A 17,604-nucleotide genomic window follows, 5' to 3' on the forward strand; every position below is an offset into this window, starting at 1 on the left:
TTACGCCTCGGCTCCGGCGAGGTCGGCGACGCCGATGACTCCGGCGTCGTTGACGAGCTGCGCGATGGCGAAGTCGGCGACGGGGCGGTCGCCGTAGCCGGGCAGCGACGTCTCGTAAGCGAGGCGCACGGGGGCGAGCAGGTCGTCGCCGAGCTGGGCCACTCCCCCGCCGATGACGAAGAGCTCGGGGTCGAGCACGGCCTGGAACCCGCCGCACGACTCGCCGAGAGCAGTAGCCACGCGGCGAAGCGCCTCGGTCGCGCCCGGGTCTCCGGCGAGCACCAGTCGCGACACAGACGGTCCCGAGATCGAGCCCTTCTCGGCCCGCAGGGCTGCGAGTGCCGCGCCGATGCCGCCACCGTCGGCGATGTCGTTCGCCTCGCGCTGCAGCGCTCGACCGGATGCATACTGCTCCAGGCATCCGTTCTGTCCGCAGCCGCACGGCAGACCGTCACGGGTGAAGCGGATGTGGCCGAGCTCGCCGCCGATGCCGTGGCCGCCGCGGAAGAGCGCGCCGTCGAGCACGATGGCTCCGCCGACGCCCGTGCCCATGGTGAGCATGACCATGTTGCGCACGCCGCGACCGGCGCCGAACCGATACTCGGCCCAGCCTGCGGCGTTCGCGTCGTTCTCGATGGTGACGGGAAGGTCGATGCCCGCCTCGAGCGCGGCCTTCAGCGGCTCGTTGCGCCACGCGATGTTCGGGGCGTGGATCACGACCGCGCGATCACGGTCGATGAAGCCGGCGGCAGCGACGCCGACGGCGGCGATGTCGTGCTGAGAACGGAAGTGGCGGGCCATGTCGATGACGGCCTGCGCGAGCGCCCGGGTGTCGTGCGGCGTGTCGACGCGTACTTTCTCGAGGATGCGCCCGTCGTCGGTGACCAGGCCTCCCGCGATCTTGGTTCCGCCGATGTCGATGCCGACGTTGAGCACGCTCTCCCTCTCCGGCCGGCGCGGGCGCGACGGCGGTTGAAGTCTAGTGCGCAGTGCGGAATGCACACCCCCGTGGGGCACTGCCGGCCGTCACATTAGAATCGGATGCATCACCCGAGAAGTGTCAGCCGGTACCGAAGGAGCTGCCGTGGTCCAGTTTGAAGTCCCCCCGATCGTCCCAGCCGATCCCACAGCCAATGTGACCGACCTGCTCGTCGAGCGCGTCAAGGCCACGCCCGACCTCGCCCTGTTCGCCGTCCCCGATGGCGAAGTATGGCGCGACATCACCGCCGCCACCTTTGAGAAGCAGGTCATCGCCCTCGCGAAGGGCTTCGTCGCCGCCGGCATCGAGCCCGGCGAGAAGGTCGGGTTCATCGCCCGCACCACGTACGACTGGACGCTCGTCGACTTCGCACTCTTCTACGCGGGCGCGGTCATGGTCCCGATCTACGAGACGAGCTCCCCCGCCCAGGTGTCGTGGATCCTCTCCGACTCCGGGGCGATCGCCTGCATCGCCGAGTCGGCCGACCACTCCGCGCGCATCGCCGAGATCCGCGAGGAGGTGCCGCTCGTGCGCTCGGTGTGGGAGATGCACGCCGGCGACCTCGACCGCCTCGAGACCGAAGGCGCATCCGTTCCCGACGAGGAGATCGAGCGCCGCCGCTCGATCGCGAACGGCGCCGACATCGCGACGCTGATCTACACGTCGGGTTCGACCGGGCGCCCGAAGGGATGCGTGCTCACGCACAGCAACTTCGTCGAGCTCACCCGCAACGCGACGAAGTCCAACCGCGAGGTCTTCGAGACGCCCGGCGCCTCGACACTGCTGTTCATCACGACGGCGCACGTGTTCGCCCGGTTCATCTCGATCCTCGACATCCACGCCGGTGTGAAGACGGGCCACCAGCCCGACACCAAGCAGCTGCTGCCGGCGCTCGGCTCGTTCAAGCCGACGTTCCTCCTCGCGGTTCCGCGTGTGTTCGAGAAGGTCTACAACTCCGCGGAGCAGAAGGCTGAAGCGGGCGGCAAGGGCAAGATCTTCCGGGCCGCAGCCCACACGGCCGTCGAGCACTCGACCCTCGTGCAGGAGGGCAAGAAGGTGCCCCTCATGACGAAGATCAAGTTCTCGCTCTTCGACAAGCTCGTCTACTCGAAGCTGCGCACCGCGATGGGCGGCAACGTGGAGTACGCCGTGTCGGGCTCGGCGCCGCTCGGCCCGCGCCTGGGCCACTTCTTCCACAGCCTGGGCGTGACGATCCTCGAGGGCTACGGCCTCACCGAGACCACGGCGCCCGCGACGGTGAACCAGGCGCGCAAGTCCAAGATCGGCACGGTCGGCCCGGTGATCCCCGGTGTCGGCGTGCGTCTGGCCGACGACGGCGAGATCGAGGTCAGCGGCGTCAACGTGTTCAAGGAGTACTGGCGCAACCCCGAGGCTACCGCCGCCGCGTTCGACGGCGCGTGGTTCAAGACCGGTGACATCGGCGCGTTCGACGCCGAGGGCTTCCTCACGATCACGGGCCGCAAGAAGGAGATCCTCGTCACCGCCGGCGGCAAGAACGTCGCCCCGGCCGCCCTCGAGGACCCCATCCGCGCGAACCCGATCGTCGGCCAGGTCGTCGTCGTCGGCGACCAGAAGCCGTTCATCGCTGCGCTGGTCACCCTCGACACCGAGATGCTGCCGACGTGGCTGGCGAACAACGGCCTGTCCGCTGACATGTCGCTGGCGGATGCCGCGCAGAACGACGCCGTCCGCGCCGAGGTGCAGCGCGCCATCGACCACGCGAACACGACGGTGTCGCGCGCCGAATCGATCCGCAAGTTCACGATCCTCGCGACGGAGTGGACCGAGGCGAGCGGACACCTCACGCCGAAGATGAGCATCAAGCGCAACGTCATCCTCGACGACTTCGCGGGCGACGTCGAAGCGCTCTACGCGGTTCCCGCAGACACCACGAACGTGTCATTGAAGTAAGCGGCCCGATCGCGGCGAAGCCCCGGACCTCTTCGGAGGGCCGGGGCTTCGTGCATCCGCTTCGACGTCAGAACCAGTCGGACTCGCGGACTTCCTTCATCGCGGCCCGCCGGTCCTCCGGCGTGAGCCGCGAAAGGTACAGCATGCCGTCGAGGTGGTCGGTCTCGTGCTGCAGCGCCTGGGCCAGGAGCCCCTCGCCCTCGAGCACGACTGGCTCGCCGTCGAGGTCGATGCCCGTCACGCGCGCCCACGGATGCCGCAGCGCGTCGTGCCAGAGGCCGGGCACCGAGAGGCATCCCTCCCCCGTCGGCACCGGGTCGCCCGACACCTCGAGCACGGGATTGAGCACGTACCCGATCTCACCGTCGATGTTGTAGCTGAACGCCCGCACGCCCACGCCGATCTGCGGCGCTGCCACGCCGGCGCGGCCGGGCAGGGCGACGGTGTCGACGAGGTCCTGCACGAGGGCCCGCACGCCGTCATCGATCCGGTCGACGGGCGCGCTCGGCGCACGGAGCACCGGGTCGCCGAAGACCCGGATGGCACGGACCGCCATTACGCGGCGTTCGCGAAGACGCGCAGGCCCTCGACCACGACCGCGGCGAGCTCACGCGCCGCCTGGCGCGTCTGCGGCTGCAGGTCGCGGAACGTGATCGCGCTCCCCGCCGCGATGTGCGGGTCGTACGGCATGTGCACCACCGAGCGCACGCGGGTCTTGAAGTGGGCCTCGAGCTCTTCCGGGCGAACCAGCGGGGCGCCGGGACGCGCGTTGTTCACCACGACGATCGCGCCGCGCACCTGCTCGGCGTAGCCGTTGGTCTCGAGCCAGGTGAGGGTCTCGGAGGCGAGCTTGGCCTCGTCGACGCTCAGACCCGCCACGACCACGAGCTGGTCGGCGCGCTGGAGCGTCGCCTCCATGACGGAGTGCACGATGCCGGTTCCGGTGTCGGTGAGCACGATCGAGTAGTAATGCGCAGCGAGCGACGCGACGGTGTTGTAGTCGACGTCGTTGAACGCCTCCGACACGCGCGGGTCGGTGTCGGATGCGAGCACGTCGAGGCGCGTCTCGTCGCGGGCGACGATGTTCGACAGGTCGTTGTAGCCGGCGACGTCGCCGCTCACGCGCACGAGGTCGCGCACGGTCTTGCCGCTCGTCCGGGCGATGCGCTCGGCGAGGGTGCCGCGGTCGGGGTTCGCGTCGATGGCGATCACGCGGTCGTCGCGGGCGTCGGCGAGAGCCATGCCGAGGAGCGTGGTGACGGTGGTCTTTCCCACGCCGCCCTTGCGCGAGACGACCGGCACGAACCGGGCGACGCCGTTGAGCGGCGCGGCGATGCGGCGGTCGAGCTCCTTGCGGGCACGCGCGCGCTTGCCGTCTCCCAGGTTGATGCGGTGACCCGACATCGAGTAGACGAGCTGCTGCCAGAGCCCTTCGGGCTCGGACTTGACGACATGGTGCGGGTCGAGCAGACGATCGGGCGTCAGCAGATCTGCGGTCTCACGGTCGGCTTCGAACTCGCCGAGGCGCTTGGATGTCAAGGTGACCTCCGGGCGGGGCTGAACGCGCTCGACCGCTCGGTCGGCGACGCTGGTGGGGTGGAATGCCTCGCGACGGCTGACCGGAACGGTCCCGGTCGCCGGCGGGACGGGTGCGACCGCAGGTGCTTCGACCTCGTCGCGGGCGTCGGCGTCGATCGCGGCGGGCTCTGCCACCGCAGCCTCGTCGACGGATGCCGCGGCCTCAGCCTCGACCTGTGTCTCAGCGGCGGCAGCTTCAGCCGCTGCCGTCTTCGCCGCAGCCTCTGCCGCCTCAGCAGCCGCAGCCTCGATCTCGGCAGCGTCGGCTGCGGCCTGGTCGCGTGCCGCGGCCTCGGCGAATGCGACGGCGAGAGCGATCTCCTCGGCCTCCGCGGCCTCCGCGGCGGCGGCATCCTCGTGGGACTCGTCGGGATCGTCCGCATCGGCGGATTCGAACTCCACGACGATCTCGCCGGTCTCCGCCTCGACGACGACGGCGTCCTCGACGTCGTCGTAGCGCGAGAGCACGGCCTCGACGTCGGCCGGCTCGTCCGCGTCGGCGCCCTCAGCGTCGGCGGGGATCTCCACGACGAAGGGCACGCCCTCGTCGATCACGCCGTCATCGACGACGTCGTCGTCGGTGTCGTCCGACTCGGCGGGAAGCTCGACGTTCACCTGCGCCGTGGCGCCGCTGATGAATCCGAGTCGGGCGGTGTCGAGGTTTCCGGTGTCGGAAAGCACGCCGTTCTCGGAGTCTTTGGGCGTCTGGTCAGATCGATCGGGCGTCACAGCGGAGGTCTCCTGGCAGTTCGTCGGTCGGGTTGCCGCCCTCCAGGCTACTGCGCCGGACGGATCACGACCAAAAGATCTCCCGCATCCACCTGCTGCGTAGGCCCGATCGCGAGGCGCTCGACGACGCCGTCGACGGGTGCGGTGATGGCCGCCTCCATCTTCATCGCCTCGATCGACGCGACCGGCTGGCCGGCGCTCACGGCGTCTCCGACGCCGGCCTTGAGCGTCACGACGCCCGAGAAGGGCGCGGCGACCTGACCGGGCTTGGACGTGTCGGCCTTCTCGGCCTGTCGCGCCTCGACGGTGATGCTGCGGTCGCGCACGAACACCGGACGCAGCTGTCCGTTGAGGGTGGTCATCACGGTGCGCATGCCCTTGTCGTCGGCCTCGCCGATGGCTTCGAGCCCCACGTACAGCTGCACGCCCCGCTCGATCTCGACGACGTGCTCCGTCCCGGCGGTGAGGCCGTAGAGGTAGTCGGCGGTGTCGAGCACACTCAGGTCGCCGAACACGTCGCGCACCTGCGCGAACGCCCGGGTGGGAGCGGGGAACAGCAGCCGGTTAAGGGTGCTCCGCCGCTCGTCGGCGTCGCCCTCGAGCGCGGCTGCCTCGTCGGCGGTGAGGGGGGTGACGCCCACCTTCACGTCGCGCCCCTGCAGCACCTTGGTGCGGAAGGGCTCGGGCCAGCCGCCGGGCAGGTCGCCGAGCTCACCGGCCATGAATCCGACGACCGAGTCGGGGATGTCGTAGTTCTGCGGGTTCTCGGCGAAGTCGGCCGGGTCGGCCTTGACGGCCGCCAAGTGGAGGGCGAGATCGCCGACGACCTTCGACGACGGCGTCACCTTCGGCACGCGGCCGAGGATCTCGTTCGCCGCCGCGTACATGTCTTCGATGAGCTCGAAGTCCTCGGCGAGGCCGAGCGCGATCGCCTGCTGACGCAGGTTCGAGAGCTGACCACCCGGGATCTCGTGGTGGTACACGCGTCCGGTGGGTCCGGGAAGCCCCGACTCGAACGGCGCATAGAGGTTGCGCACCGCCTCCCAGTACGGCTCGAGATCGGTCACCGCACCGAGATCGATGCCTGTGTCGCGCTCGGTGTGCGACATCGCAGCGACGAGCGCCGACAGCGAGGGCTGGCTGGTCGTGCCCGACATGGGTGCGGCGGCCACGTCGACAGCATCCGCCCCCGCGGCCGACGCGGCGAGCAGGGTCGCGAGCTGACCGCCGGCAGTGTCGTGGGTGTGCACATGCACGGGCAGGTCGAAACGGTCGCGGAGCGCCGCGACGAGCTTCGACGCGGCCGCCGGGCGCAGGAGCCCTGCCATGTCCTTGATGGCGAGCACGTGGGCGCCGGCATCCACGATCTGCTCCGCCAGACGCAGGTAGTAGTCGAGCGTGTAGAGCTGCTCGGACGGGTTCAGGATGTCGCCGGTGTAGCAGACGGCGACCTCGGCGACCGAGGTGCCGGTGGCCAGCACCGCGTCGATGGCGGGGCGCATCTGCGACACGTCGTTGAGGGCGTCGAAGATGCGGAAGATGTCGATGCCGGATGCCGCGGCCTCACGCACGAACGCGTCGGTGACCTCGGTCGGGTACGGGGTGTACCCCACGGTGTTGCGGCCGCGCAGCAGCATCTGGATCGCGACGTTCGGCAGCGCCTCGCGCAGGCTGTCGAGCCGCTCCCACGGGTCTTCGCCGAGGAACCGCAGCGCGACGTCGTACGTGGCGCCGCCCCAGGCCTCGACCGAGAGCAGCTCGGGCGTGAGCCGCGCGACGTAAGGTGCGACGGTCGCGAGGTCCTTCGTGCGCACGCGGGTGGCGAGCAGCGACTGGTGGGCGTCGCGGAACGTCGTCTCGGTGACGGCGAGGGCGGTCTGCTCGCGCAGCGCCTTCGCGAAGCCGGCGGGGCCGAGCTCGAGCAGCCGCTGACGCGAGCCGGCGACCGGCTCGGTGGTCAGGTCGAGGGCGGGGAGCTTCGCACGCGGGTCGACGCTCAGCGGGTTCTCGCCGTTGGGGCGGTTCACCGTCGTGTCGACGAGCCAGTTGAGGATCTTCGTGCCGCGGTCCTTCGACTCGCGCCCCTTGAGCAGGCCCGGCCGCTCGTCGATGAACGCGGTGCTGACGTCGCCGGCGATGAACGACTCGTCGTCGAGCACCGCCTGCAGGAAGGGGATGTTCGTCGAGACGCCTCGGATGCGGAACTCGGCGAGGGCGCGACGGGCGCGCACCACGGCGGCGCCGAAGTCGCGGCCGCGGCAGGTCAGCTTCGCGAGCATCGAGTCGAAGTGGGGGCTGATCTGCGACCCCGCCGCGGTGGTGCCGCCGTCGAGACGGATGCCGGCGCCGCCGGGCGAGCGGTACGTGGTGATCTTGCCCGTGTCGGGGCGGAAGCCCTGCGTGGGGTCTTCGGTGGTGATGCGGCACTGCAGCGCCGCGCCGCGGAGCTGGATGCGGTCCTGCGTGAGACCGAGGGTGTCGAGGGTCTGACCCGCCGCGATGCGCATCTGCGACTGCACGAGGTCGACGTCGGTGACCTCTTCGGTCACGGTGTGCTCGACCTGGATGCGCGGATTCATCTCGATGAAGACGACCTCGCCGGTGCGAGGACCCGCGGTCTCGAGCAGGAACTCGACGGTGCCGGCGTTCTCGTAGTCGATCGACCGCGCGAACGCGATGGCGTACGCGTGCAGCGAGTCGCGCACCTCGGGGTCGAGGTTCGGCGCGGGCGCGATCTCGATCACCTTCTGGTGGCGGCGCTGCACCGAGCAGTCGCGCTCGAACAGGTGCACGGTCTCGCCCGCCTTGTCGGCGAGGATCTGCACCTCGACGTGGCGGGGGCGCTGCACGGCCTGCTCGAGGAACACACGGGCGTCGCCGAAGGCGCTGCCCGCCTCGCGCATCGCCTCGGCGAGCGAGGGGGCGAGCTCTGCGGCGGTCTCGACCCGGCGCATCCCGCGGCCGCCGCCGCCGGCGACGGCCTTGACGAAGATGGGGAACCCGATGTCGTCGGCCTGCGCGAGGAGTGCGTCGACGTCGTCGGATGCCTCGGTCGACCGCAGCACCGGAACACCCGCGGCGATCGCGTGGTGCTTCGCCGTCACCTTGTTGCCGGCCATCTCGAGCACGCGCGCCGGCGGCCCGATGAACGCGATGCCGTTGGCGGCCGCCTTCTCGGCGAGCTCGGGGTTCTCGGACAGGAACCCGTAGCCCGGGTAGATCGCGTCGGCGCCCGATTCGAGCGCCACGCGGATGATCTCGTCGACGTCGAGGTAGGCACGCACGGGGTGCCCGATCTCGCCGATGCGGTAGGCCTCGTCGGCCTTCAGCCGGTGCAGCGAATTGCGGTCCTCGTATGGGAAGACGGCCACGGTGCGGGCGCCGAGTTCGAAGGCGGCTCGGAAGGCGCGGATCGCGATCTCTCCACGATTTGCGACGAGGATCTTGCGGAACATCCGACCTCCCGGGCGGCAATGCAGGCGGGGCTGAGTGTGCTCTCAGCCTAGAGGACGGTAACGTGGTGCCTTGTGCACGTCCTATCCGTCAGCTCGCTCAAGGGTGGAGTCGGTAAGACGACCGTGACTCTCGGACTCGCGTCGGCGGCTTTCGCCCGCGGTGTCCGCACGCTCGTCGTCGACCTCGACCCGCAGTCCGACGTGTCGACGGGCATGGACATCCAGGTGGCAGGCCGCCTGAATGTCGCTGATGTCCTCGCCAACCCCAAAGAGAAGACCGTCAAGCAGGCGATCACCTCCAGCGGGTGGGCGAAGGTGCATCCCGGCACCATCGACGTGATGATCGGCAGCCCGTCTGCGATCAACTTCGACGGCCCGCACCCGAGCGTGCGCGACGTCTGGAAGCTCGAAGAGGCGCTCGCCACGATCGAGGGCGACTACGACCTCGTGCTCATCGACTGCGCGCCGTCGCTGAACGCGCTGACGCGCACCGCATGGGCGGCATCCGACCGCGTCATCGTGGTCACCGAGCCTGGGCTGTTCTCGGTCGCCGCGGCCGACCGCGCCCTGCGTGCGATCGAGGAGATCCGTCGCGGCCTCTCGCCCCGCCTCCAGCCGCTGGGCATCGTCGTCAACCGGGTGCGCCCGCAGTCGATCGAGCACCAGTTCCGCATCAAGGAGCTGCGCGACATGTTCGGGCCGCTCGTGCTCGCCCCGCAGCTGCCCGAGCGCACGTCGCTGCAGCAGGCGCAGGGCGCGGCGAAGCCGCTGCACATCTGGCCCGGCGACTCGGCGCAGGAGCTCGCTGCCGACTTCGACGTGCTGCTGGACCGCATCATGCGCACCGGCCGCATCCCGGTTCCCGGCGAAGCCCGCGCATGAACATTCGGGCGCTGATCATTTTGCGCCCGGAATGAGCAGTTTGATTCGCTTCTGCGCAGTCAGCTGATCAGGACTTGGATGCCGCGTCGTGATGACGCACCATAATGCAATGGCACCGAAGACGCTGCATCCCGACAGTCTTGCTGTGCACGCCGGCCGTGACGACCTCACCGCGCTGGGTGTGCACGCACTCCCCCTCGACTTCTCGTCGACCAATCCACTCCCCGATGTGGAGATCGGCGGTCTCTCGTACGAGGTGCTCGCCACCGGCGGGCTGCCGCTCGAAGGCGGGTCGAACGTGTACGCGCGCCTGTGGAACCCCACCGTGGCGCGGTTCGAGGAGGCGCTCGCGCGCCTCGAGCACGCCGAGGAGGCCGTCGCGTTCTCGTCCGGCATGGCCGCGCTGACGGCGGTGCTGCTGTCGCTGGCCGCCGGTCGCCACGTGGTGGCGGTGCGGCCGCTCTACGGCGGCACCGATCACCTGCTCGCCTCGGGACTCCTCGGTGCCGACGTGACCTTCTGCGGTCCCGACGAGGTGGTGGCCTCGCTGCGCGACGACACTGCGCTCGTCGTGCTCGAGACGCCCGCGAACCCGTCTCTCGACCTCGTCGACGTGCAGGCAGTGGTCGCCGCAGCCGGAGTCGTGCCGGTGCTCGTCGACAACACCTTCGCGACCCCCGTGCTGCAGCGCCCGCTCGATCTCGGCGCCGCCCTGTCGCTCCACAGTGCGACGAAATACGTCGGCGGTCACGGCGACGTCGTGGGCGGTGTCGTGGCCTGCGACGCGGCGACCGCCGCAGCGCTGCGTCGCACCCGGGCGATCACCGGGGCCGTCATGCATCCGCTGTCGGCGTACCTGCTCCACCGCGGTCTCGCGACGCTGCCGGTGCGGATGCGTGCCCAGCAGGATGCCGCGTGCCGCATCGCCGACTGGCTCGCCGGTCGTGCGGAGGTCAGTGCGGTGCACTTCCCCGGCCTGCCCGGGTGCGACCCGCACGGACTCGTCGGCACCCAGCAGGACGGGCCCGGGGCGATGATCGCGATCCGACTCGCCGGCGGCTACGAGGCTGCTGCCGCACTCACCTCGCACGTGCGCCTGTTCACGCACGCCGTGTCGCTCGGCAGCGTCGACTCGCTGATCCAGCACCCCGCGTCACTCACGCACCGGCCGGTGCAGGCGCACGCGAAGCCGTCGGATGCTCTCGTACGGCTGTCGATCGGCCTCGAGCACCCCGACGACTTGATCGCCGATCTGGCGCAGGCGCTCGATGCCGTGGGCGCGGAACGGATCGACGTCGACGCGGCGGCGCTGGCCTGACGCCTCAGGCGGAGCGTGCCGCGCGGCGCACAGCGAGCTCGTCGAGCTCGTCGGGGGTGTGCGCCTCGAACTCGACGAGTTCGGATTCGACTTCGCGCAGCACCTTGCCCACCGCGATGCCGAAGACGCCCTGGCCGCGGCTCACGAGGTCGATGACCTCGTCGTTCGAGGTGCAGAGGTAGACCGAGGCGCCGTCGCTCATGAGGGTGGTGCCGGCGAGGTCGCGGATGCCGGCGGCACGCAGCTGGTCGACGGCCACGCGGATCTGCTGCAGCGAGATGCCGGTGTCGAGGAGGCGTTTGACGAGCTTCAGCACGAGGATGTCGCGGAACCCGTAGAGACGCTGGGATCCGGATCCGCTGGCGCCGCGGACGGTGGGCTCGACGAGTTCGGTGCGAGCCCAGTAGTCGAGCTGGCGGTACGTGATGCCGGCGGCGCGGGCGGCCTGCGCTCCGCGGTACCCGACTTCGTCGTCCATCGCGGGCAGACCGTCGGTGAAGAGGAGGTCGGCGACGAACGGCTGTTCGCCCTGCACTTCGCGAGCTGACATGCTCATCCCCCTTCGCCCGAACGACGCAGTCGCATCGGATAGTTCAACGCTAGATCAGCCGTGCCCCTCGGGCAACGACATCCGCTCCGAGCGCATCGGCGTGTCGCGGACTCAGCCCAGCAGCCGGTCGATCGCGGTCTTGACGTAGATCGAGCGGAGCTCTTCGAGCCGCTTCGCGAGTTCCGGCGCGATCTCGCCCGCGCGGCCGCGAGACGCCGAGTCGGTGCGGCGCAGGTGCGGCGCGACCGCCTGCTCGACGAGCGCCACGTCGCGGTCGGCGCTCTGCCGCAGGGCCCGCAGATGCCGCGGCTCGATGCCGTGGCGATCGAGCGCCACGAGCGCCCGCAGGAGCGTCACCGTCTGGTCGGTGTACGCGTCGGATGCGACGATGACGCCGGTGCTGATCGCGTCGTTCAGCAGCTGCGGCGCGGCCCCGGCTGTGGCGAGCAGCTCCTCGCGCCGGTAGCGGCGCGGAGCGGGCACGATCGACGGCGGCGGAACGGCCACGGGCGTCGCCGGGTCGCGCCCGGCGTCGATGTCGGCGAGGTACTCGCGGATCACGACGAGGGGCAGATAGTGGTCGCGCTGCAGGGTGAGCGCGAGGCGCAGGCGCTCGAGGTCGGCCTGCGAGAACTTGCGGTAGCCCGACTCGGTGCGCACCGGCGTGACGATGCCCTGCACCTCGAGGAAGCGCAGCTTGCTCGACGTGAGCGCCGGGAACTCCGGCGATAGCCGGGCGAGCACTTGACCGATGCTCAGCAGACCCGAAGACGCTGCGCGTCCTCGGGCGTTGACGGCCGGCATCAGTTCTCGGTGGCCTGGGCCAGATCGGCGGGCGAGACGAAGAAGTTGAGGCGGAACTTTCCGATGCGCACCTCGGCGCCGTTGACGAGCGTCGCGCGGTCGACGCGCTCCCCGTTCACGTACGTGCCGTTGAGCGAGCGCTGGTCGACCAGCTCGAACGAGGTGCCTGTCCGCGTGATCTCGGAGTGCCGGCGAGAGACGGTGACGTCGTCGAAGAAGATGTCGGCCTCGGGGTGGCGCCCGACGGTGGTGACGTCGGCATCGAGCAGGTAGCGCGCACCCGCGGTGGGCCCGGAACGCACCAGAAGAAGTGCGGCGCCCGACGGCAGGGCGTCGATCGCGTCGAGCTCGGCCTCACCCAGCTCGCTCCCGAACGGGACGAACGACAGGTCTGAGTCGTGCCCGAAAGTCTGAGTGGTGTCGGTGCCGCGCTCGGACTCCTGCAGGTCGCCCCCTGCACCCGTTGCCCGTCGGATCTCGTCCGGTCGGCGGTTGTCCTCCACGGTTACCTCCCTCTGCCTGCAAAGCCTAGCCGATCGACACCGTCGGAACGGTGACGATTGCGGCGCCGAACGTGGGCGGTTTGTTTCGCCAGGTGTCGGTTCGGATGCTTCGCGGCAGGTGTGTCCTTAGCCTTACTGAGGTACGAACCTAACGAGAAGGAGACCGTCGTGTCGAGTCCGCGCAGCAACACCCCGCCCCTGCTGGTGCGTGAGGCTGCTGCGTGCATGTGCGACCACGGCGGACGCTGCTCGTCTTTCGAGCCTGGACACGCGCTCCACCTGATCCAGTCGCGACTCGCGTCGGCGACGCCGTCGGACTGGGCCGATGCCTTCGTCGACGACGCGGATGCCGCGACCGGCGTGATCCGCCTCACGGCGTTCGCGACCGGCGAGCAGATCGTCGTATGGAGCGCGTCGGGTGCCGCGATCGACCTCGCTCCGGGCACCCCCGTCGCCCTCCACGCGCGCTACGACGTGCTGGCGATCGGCGGCGTGCGCTACAACGTCGCCCGCTGACTCGGCGTCGTTTTTCGTCTCGCTCCACCCGCTCAACGCCCGAGCCCGCAGTGCGGTCGTCGAGCGAGGAGCGCAGCGACGAGACGAAACGGTCGTCAGGCGGACGCCATCATCATGTCTTTGACAGCCATGCAGGCATCCATGCACGCCTGGCACGACTGCGCGCACATCTTGCAGACCGCGCTCATCTCGGCGTGCTCCATGCACTCGTCCATGCAGGTCTGACACATCGCGATGCAGGCGTCGAGCATCGCCATCATCGATGCCGGCGTCATCCCCTGCATGCGCATCATCGAGCGCATCATCGTGTTGCACATGTCGGCGCAGTTCATGCACGCGGGGGCGCACGACATCATCTGCGTGGAGCACACCGTGCATGCCTGCTCGCAGGCCGAGCAGGCGTCCATACAGGCCTGCAGGACCGACATGTCCATCATGTCCATGCCGGGCATCGACATCATGTCCTTCGACATCATGTCCATCATCATCGAGTCCATCGTGCGCCTCGCATCCAGATCGGTGCGGGCAGTCCACCCGCCTGCCGCCCATGGTAGGCGCGTGACCCGCCCGGGTGAAGGCCCGCGTAGGCTCGATCGGGTGATGTCACAAGGAATTCACAAGCCGACCCGCACCCGACTCGCGGCCGCCCTCGCCGCAGCCGCTCTGGTGGCGGCATCCGCTCTCCTGATCGCTCCGCCCGCCTCCGCGCACGACGAGCTTCTGGGCACCGACCCCGCCGCCGACTCGACCGTCGACACGCTGCCCGAGTCGATCGCGCTCACCTACAGCAACCTGATCTCCACCGATCCCGGCGCATCGATCGTCGAGGTGACGGATGCCGCGGGCACCGCCCTCAGCGACGGCGAGCCGACCACACAGGACAACGTGCTGACGCAGCCCCTCGCCGGCGAGGCATCCGGTGTCATCACCGTGCTGTGGAAGGTCGTCTCGAGCGACGGGCACCCCATCTCGGGCGAGTTCACCTTCACCGTCGCCGCAGCGGAGCCGACGCCCACCGCGACCACGGAGCCGTCGCCGACGGCGAGCGAGTCGGCGACGGCGAGCGAGACGCCCGTCGCGACTCCCACGCCCACCGCTGCTCCCGACGAGGATTCGACGTTCGGCGACGTGTGGCCGTGGGTGATCGGCGGCATCCTCGTCGCGGGCCTCGCCGGTGCTCTGCTGTACCTGCTCGTCTCGCGTCCGCGCCCCGGCGCCCCGGGCGGTTCGCCGGGGTCCACCCCCGAATCCGACGACCCTTCGGACCATTAGGCTGGGAGTCATGCCTCACTACGACGTCGTCATCCTCGGCGCGGGCCCCGGCGGGTACGTCGCGGCCGTGCGCAGCGCACAGCTCGGACTCTCGGTCGCGATCATCGAAGAGAAGTACTGGGGCGGTGTCTGCCTCAACGTCGGCTGCATCCCCTCGAAGGCTCTGCTGAAGAACGCCGACCTCGCACACCAGGTGCTCCACAAGGCCGACCTGTTCGGCATCTCGGGCGACGTGAAGTTCGACTTCGGCGTCGCATGGGACCGCAGCCGCAAGGTCGCCGACACCCACGTGGGCGGCATCCACTACCTGATGAAGAAGAACAAGGTCACCGAGTACGAGGGTCGTGGGTCGTTCGTCGACGCCAAGACCATCACGGTGACCAAGGCCGACGGCTCCACCGAGACGGTCACGTTCGACAACGTCATCATCTCGACGGGCTCGACCGTGCGCACCCTGCCGGGCGTCGAGTTCAGCAAGAACGTCGTGAACTACGAGGAGCAGATCCTCACGCGCGACCTGCCCGAGTCCATCGTCATCGTGGGCGCCGGCGCCATCGGCATGGAGTTCGCCTTCGTGCTCACCAACTACGGCGTGAAGGTCACGATCATCGAGTTCCTCGACCGTGCCCTGCCCAACGAGGACGTCGAGGTCTCGAAGGAGATCCAGCGCCAGTACAAGAAGTACGGCGTCGACATCCTCACCTCGACCAAGGTCGAGTCGGTCGTCGACTCGGGCGACAAGGTCACCGTGTCGTACAGCGCGAACGCCGACGGCGCGAAGGGCCAGATCGAGGCCGACAAGGTGCTCATGTCGATCGGCTTCGCCCCGCGGGTCGAGGGCTTCGGCCTCGAGAACACCGGCGTGAAGCTCACCGACCGCGGCGCGATCGACATCGACGACTACATGCGCACGAACGTCGAGGGCATCTACGCCATCGGCGACGTGACCGCGAAGCTGCAGCTCGCCCACGTGGCCGAGGCGCAGGCCGTCGTCGCCGCCGAGACCATCGGCAAGGCCGAGACCCAGACCCTGGGCGACTACCGGATGATGCCGCGCGCGACGTTCTGCTCGCCGCAGGTGGCCTCGTTCGGTCTCACCGAGCAGCAGGCGCGCGACGCCGGCTACGACGTGAAGGTCGCGAAGTTCCCGTTCTCGGCCAACGGCAAGGCGAACGGGCTCGGCGAGCCCGTCGGCTTCGTCAAGCTGATCGCCGACGGCGAGCACCTCGAACTGCTCGGCGGCCACCTGATCGGCCCCGACGTGTCGGAGCTGCTGCCCGAGCTGACGCTGGCCCAGAAGTGGGACCTCACCGCGCTCGAAGCGGCACGCAACGTGCACACGCACCCGACACTGTCGGAGGCGCTCCAGGAGGGCTTCCACGGCCTGGCCGGACACATGATCAACCTCTGATCCGCTTTCACCGGAGGGGTCGGGATGCTGCGGCATCCCGGCCCCTCCGTCGTTGAGCGAGCACAGTCGAGGATCCCGGTCGTTGAGCGAGCACGGCCGAGCGTCCCGGTCGTTGAGCGAGCGCAGCGAGACGAAACGCCCGCCCCGTTGGTCCGATAGCCGCGCTTCCTCGCTCAACGCCCGGATGCGCGCTCGCGGGCACTCCACCCCTTCACTCCGTCGATCCCGTCGCGAGCGAATGCCAGCCGCTTCGCGTGGCTCCACCCCTGCAGACGCTTCTCCCAGCCGAATGCCTCATCTATGCGCTCGAACTCGGCAGACCAGATCAGGCGAATCGGCAGACGCCGTCGTGTGTATGCCGCACCCTCACCGGCCGCGTGCTGAGCCAGCCGCCGATCGAGGTCTTTGGTGCTGCCGACGTAGAGCGTGCCGTCGCAGCACTCGAGCATGTACACGTGTGCCATGCACGAACGCTACGCCGAACGATCGACCATGGACGCCGCTGTCCACAGGCACGTTTCGACTCGTCGCTGCGCTCCTCGCTCAACGACCGAGCACGTCCAACACCACGCTTCGACTCGTCGCTGCGCAGCTCGCTCAACGACCGAGCACGTCCAACACCACGCTTCGACTGCCGCTGAGCACCTCGCTCAACGACCGAGCACGTCCAACACCACGCTTCGACTGTCGCCGAGCACCTCGCTCAACGACAGAGCTCCCGGTCGTTGAGCGAGCGCAGCGAGACGAAACGCCCGCGGGTCAGTGGCCGAGGGCTCGTGCCAGCTTCGAGTCGGATGCCGCGGGCCGCGCACCGGCGGCGGTGGCGGCATCCGCGATCGCGGTGAAGAACGCCGCGCGCGCGACCGCGTCGAGGGGCGCGGCGGGGCCGAGCTCGACCTCCCACTCGTGCCACTCGCGCTCGACTCCCGAGCGCTCATCGCGCGTGCGCACACGGTCGTCGGCGAACTCGGCGACGACTCCCCCGGCGGCGTCGAGCAGGTGGTAGGCCGTGCGGGTGTTGCGGATGCGGGCGAGCGGATGCAACGGAGCATCCGTCACCGCGGCCAACTCGGCCAGCGCCGCAGCCGGCACCGCATCACCGGCACCCGCTTCGCCCGAGTCGAGCGGCCAGTGCAGCTCGACTCGGCCGCCGTCGGCGCGGCGCGGACCCTTGATGTGCCACCCGGCATCGGGGCCGCCGGTGCGGCGGCGCAGCGCGAAGCCCGCGCGCGCGAGCGCGGCGTCGTCGGTGTCGAGGTACGCGGCGTCGAGTTCGCGCACCTCGCCCGCACTCGTCGCCGCGACCCCGGGCACGGCCGACCAGTCGGGAACCGCAGTGTCGGAGTCGACGTCGAACTTCAGCTCGATCTCGACCGAACGGGTCGGCTCGACGCCGCCCGGTCGAGCACCGTCAGCGGACGCAGATGAATCAGACGATCCCACGGCTCAGTCGTCGCGACCGTCGGCGTTCGGGTCGATGTCGTCCTGCGACTCGACGAACCAGAACGCGATCTCGGTCGGCCCATCCCCCTCGCCGGTGCGGGCGGGCTCGCCTCGGCGTTCGTACACCACCTGGGTCTCGCTGTAGGGGACGATCAGTCGGTCGAGGTCGGGCTGCTCGAGGGGCAGCAGCTGCCCGTCGAGGGGACCCTGGTGCAGTCGTGCGATAGCCATG

Annotated in this window: 17 protein-coding genes; 6 read left to right on the forward strand and 11 right to left on the reverse strand. The window is 69.7% G+C overall.

Annotated features, from left to right (window positions below; genetic code table 11):
- Positions 1-936 (reverse strand): ROK family glucokinase, encoded by a 936-nt coding sequence (locus JOD63_RS08040; RefSeq protein WP_045275369.1) that lies wholly within the window; start codon positions 934-936, stop codon positions 1-3.
- 148 nt (positions 937-1,084) lie between these two features.
- On the opposite strand from JOD63_RS08040, the gene JOD63_RS08045 reads away from it, so the two are divergent.
- Positions 1,085-2,911 carry an AMP-dependent synthetase/ligase gene (locus JOD63_RS08045; protein WP_045275368.1) on the forward strand — a complete coding sequence of 609 codons (1,827 nt, stop codon included), beginning with the start codon at positions 1,085-1,087 and terminating at the stop codon, positions 2,909-2,911.
- 67 nt (positions 2,912-2,978) lie between these two features.
- Here the strand turns inward: JOD63_RS08045 and JOD63_RS08050 are convergent, their stop codons facing one another.
- From JOD63_RS08050 to JOD63_RS08060, 3 genes are all read right to left on the reverse strand, one after another.
- Complete coding sequence (locus JOD63_RS08050) at positions 2,979-3,467, reverse strand: peptide deformylase (RefSeq protein WP_045275367.1); 489 nt, start codon at positions 3,465-3,467, stop codon at positions 2,979-2,981.
- A complete protein-coding gene (locus JOD63_RS18205) occupies positions 3,467-5,170 on the reverse strand; it encodes a MinD/ParA family ATP-binding protein (RefSeq protein WP_245617964.1) in 1,704 nt (567 codons plus the stop codon). The genes JOD63_RS08050 and JOD63_RS18205 overlap by 1 nt, the downstream gene beginning before the upstream one ends.
- A 95-nt stretch (positions 5,171-5,265) precedes the next feature.
- Positions 5,266-8,673, reverse strand: a complete 3,408-nt coding sequence (locus JOD63_RS08060; RefSeq protein ID WP_045275365.1) for a pyruvate carboxylase — start codon at positions 8,671-8,673, stop codon at positions 5,266-5,268.
- 72 nt (positions 8,674-8,745) lie between these two features.
- On the opposite strand from JOD63_RS08060, the gene JOD63_RS08065 reads away from it, so the two are divergent.
- Together JOD63_RS08065 and JOD63_RS08070 are read left to right on the forward strand one after the other, a co-directional pair.
- Positions 8,746-9,555 carry a ParA family protein gene (locus JOD63_RS08065; RefSeq protein WP_045275364.1) on the forward strand — a complete coding sequence of 270 codons (810 nt, stop codon included), beginning with the start codon at positions 8,746-8,748 and terminating at the stop codon, positions 9,553-9,555.
- Between the two features lie 109 nt (positions 9,556-9,664).
- Positions 9,665-10,873, forward strand: coding sequence for a trans-sulfuration enzyme family protein (locus tag JOD63_RS08070; RefSeq protein WP_045275363.1), 1,209 nt, complete (start codon positions 9,665-9,667; stop codon positions 10,871-10,873).
- A 4-nt stretch (positions 10,874-10,877) separates the two neighbouring features.
- On the opposite strand, the gene JOD63_RS08075 is transcribed toward JOD63_RS08070, so the two are convergent.
- The 3 genes from JOD63_RS08075 to JOD63_RS08085 form a co-directional block, all read right to left on the reverse strand.
- Entirely contained in the window at positions 10,878-11,429 is a 552-nt protein-coding gene (locus JOD63_RS08075; protein ID WP_407664986.1) for a MerR family transcriptional regulator, read from the reverse strand.
- Between the two features lie 105 nt (positions 11,430-11,534).
- Entirely contained in the window at positions 11,535-12,227 is a 693-nt protein-coding gene (gene ftsR / locus JOD63_RS08080; protein WP_045275362.1) for a transcriptional regulator FtsR, read from the reverse strand.
- A complete protein-coding gene (locus JOD63_RS08085; protein WP_045275361.1) occupies positions 12,227-12,730 on the reverse strand; it encodes an FHA domain-containing protein in 504 nt (167 codons plus the stop codon). The genes ftsR and JOD63_RS08085 overlap by 1 nt, the downstream gene beginning before the upstream one ends.
- 168 nt (positions 12,731-12,898) lie before the next feature.
- On the opposite strand from JOD63_RS08085, the gene JOD63_RS08090 reads away from it, so the two are divergent.
- The gene (locus JOD63_RS08090) at positions 12,899-13,246 is read left to right on the forward strand and encodes a hypothetical protein (protein ID WP_045275360.1); all 348 of its coding nucleotides are present in this window, start codon (positions 12,899-12,901) and stop codon (positions 13,244-13,246) included.
- A 95-nt stretch (positions 13,247-13,341) separates the two neighbouring features.
- On the opposite strand, the gene JOD63_RS08095 is transcribed toward JOD63_RS08090, so the two are convergent.
- Positions 13,342-13,743, reverse strand: coding sequence for a hypothetical protein (locus JOD63_RS08095; protein ID WP_045275359.1), 402 nt, complete (start codon positions 13,741-13,743; stop codon positions 13,342-13,344).
- A gap of 103 nt (positions 13,744-13,846) precedes the next feature.
- Here JOD63_RS08095 and JOD63_RS08100 point away from each other — a divergent pair, with 103 nt between their 5' ends.
- Positions 13,847-14,518 (forward strand): copper resistance CopC family protein, encoded by a 672-nt coding sequence (locus JOD63_RS08100; protein WP_045275395.1) that lies wholly within the window; start codon positions 13,847-13,849, stop codon positions 14,516-14,518.
- 10 nt (positions 14,519-14,528) lie between these two features.
- Complete coding sequence (gene lpdA, locus JOD63_RS08105) at positions 14,529-15,929, forward strand: dihydrolipoyl dehydrogenase (protein WP_045275358.1); 1,401 nt, start codon at positions 14,529-14,531, stop codon at positions 15,927-15,929.
- Between the two features lie 173 nt (positions 15,930-16,102).
- On the opposite strand, the gene JOD63_RS08110 is transcribed toward lpdA, so the two are convergent.
- The 3 genes from JOD63_RS08110 to JOD63_RS08120 all read right to left on the reverse strand — a co-directional run bounded on the left by JOD63_RS08110 (position 16,103) and on the right by JOD63_RS08120 (position 17,603).
- A complete protein-coding gene (locus JOD63_RS08110) occupies positions 16,103-16,393 on the reverse strand; it encodes a GIY-YIG nuclease family protein (protein WP_045275357.1) in 291 nt (96 codons plus the stop codon).
- A gap of 295 nt (positions 16,394-16,688) precedes the next feature.
- Positions 16,689-17,372, reverse strand: a complete 684-nt coding sequence (locus JOD63_RS08115; RefSeq protein ID WP_045275356.1) for a CYTH domain-containing protein — start codon at positions 17,370-17,372, stop codon at positions 16,689-16,691.
- A 3-nt stretch (positions 17,373-17,375) separates the two neighbouring features.
- Entirely contained in the window at positions 17,376-17,603 is a 228-nt protein-coding gene (locus JOD63_RS08120; RefSeq protein WP_045275394.1) for a hypothetical protein, read from the reverse strand.
- Position 17,604 lies beyond the last annotated feature (1 nt).

Origin of the sequence: Microbacterium terrae (assembly GCF_017831975.1) — a bacterium.
In the GTDB taxonomy this organism is placed as follows: domain Bacteria; phylum Actinomycetota; class Actinomycetes; order Actinomycetales; family Microbacteriaceae; genus Microbacterium; species Microbacterium terrae.

Coding starts and splice junctions, on each gene's coding strand:
- JOD63_RS08100 (WP_045275395.1), top strand. CDS start 13,847: ATGTCACAAGGAATTCACAAGCCGACCCGCACCCGACTCGCGGCCGCC.
- JOD63_RS08075 (WP_407664986.1), bottom strand. CDS start 11,429: ATGAGCATGTCAGCTCGCGAAGTGCAGGGCGAACAGCCGTTCGTCGCC.
- JOD63_RS08060 (WP_045275365.1), bottom strand. CDS start 8,673: ATGTTCCGCAAGATCCTCGTCGCAAATCGTGGAGAGATCGCGATCCGC.
- JOD63_RS08050 (WP_045275367.1), bottom strand. CDS start 3,467: ATGGCGGTCCGTGCCATCCGGGTCTTCGGCGACCCGGTGCTCCGTGCG.
- ftsR (WP_045275362.1), bottom strand. CDS start 12,227: ATGCCGGCCGTCAACGCCCGAGGACGCGCAGCGTCTTCGGGTCTGCTG.
- JOD63_RS08120 (WP_045275394.1), bottom strand. CDS start 17,603: ATGGCTATCGCACGACTGCACCAGGGTCCCCTCGACGGGCAGCTGCTG.
- JOD63_RS08095 (WP_045275359.1), bottom strand. CDS start 13,743: ATGGACTCGATGATGATGGACATGATGTCGAAGGACATGATGTCGATG.
- JOD63_RS08110 (WP_045275357.1), bottom strand. CDS start 16,393: ATGGCACACGTGTACATGCTCGAGTGCTGCGACGGCACGCTCTACGTC.
- lpdA (WP_045275358.1), top strand. CDS start 14,529: ATGCCTCACTACGACGTCGTCATCCTCGGCGCGGGCCCCGGCGGGTAC.
- JOD63_RS08070 (WP_045275363.1), top strand. CDS start 9,665: ATGGCACCGAAGACGCTGCATCCCGACAGTCTTGCTGTGCACGCCGGC.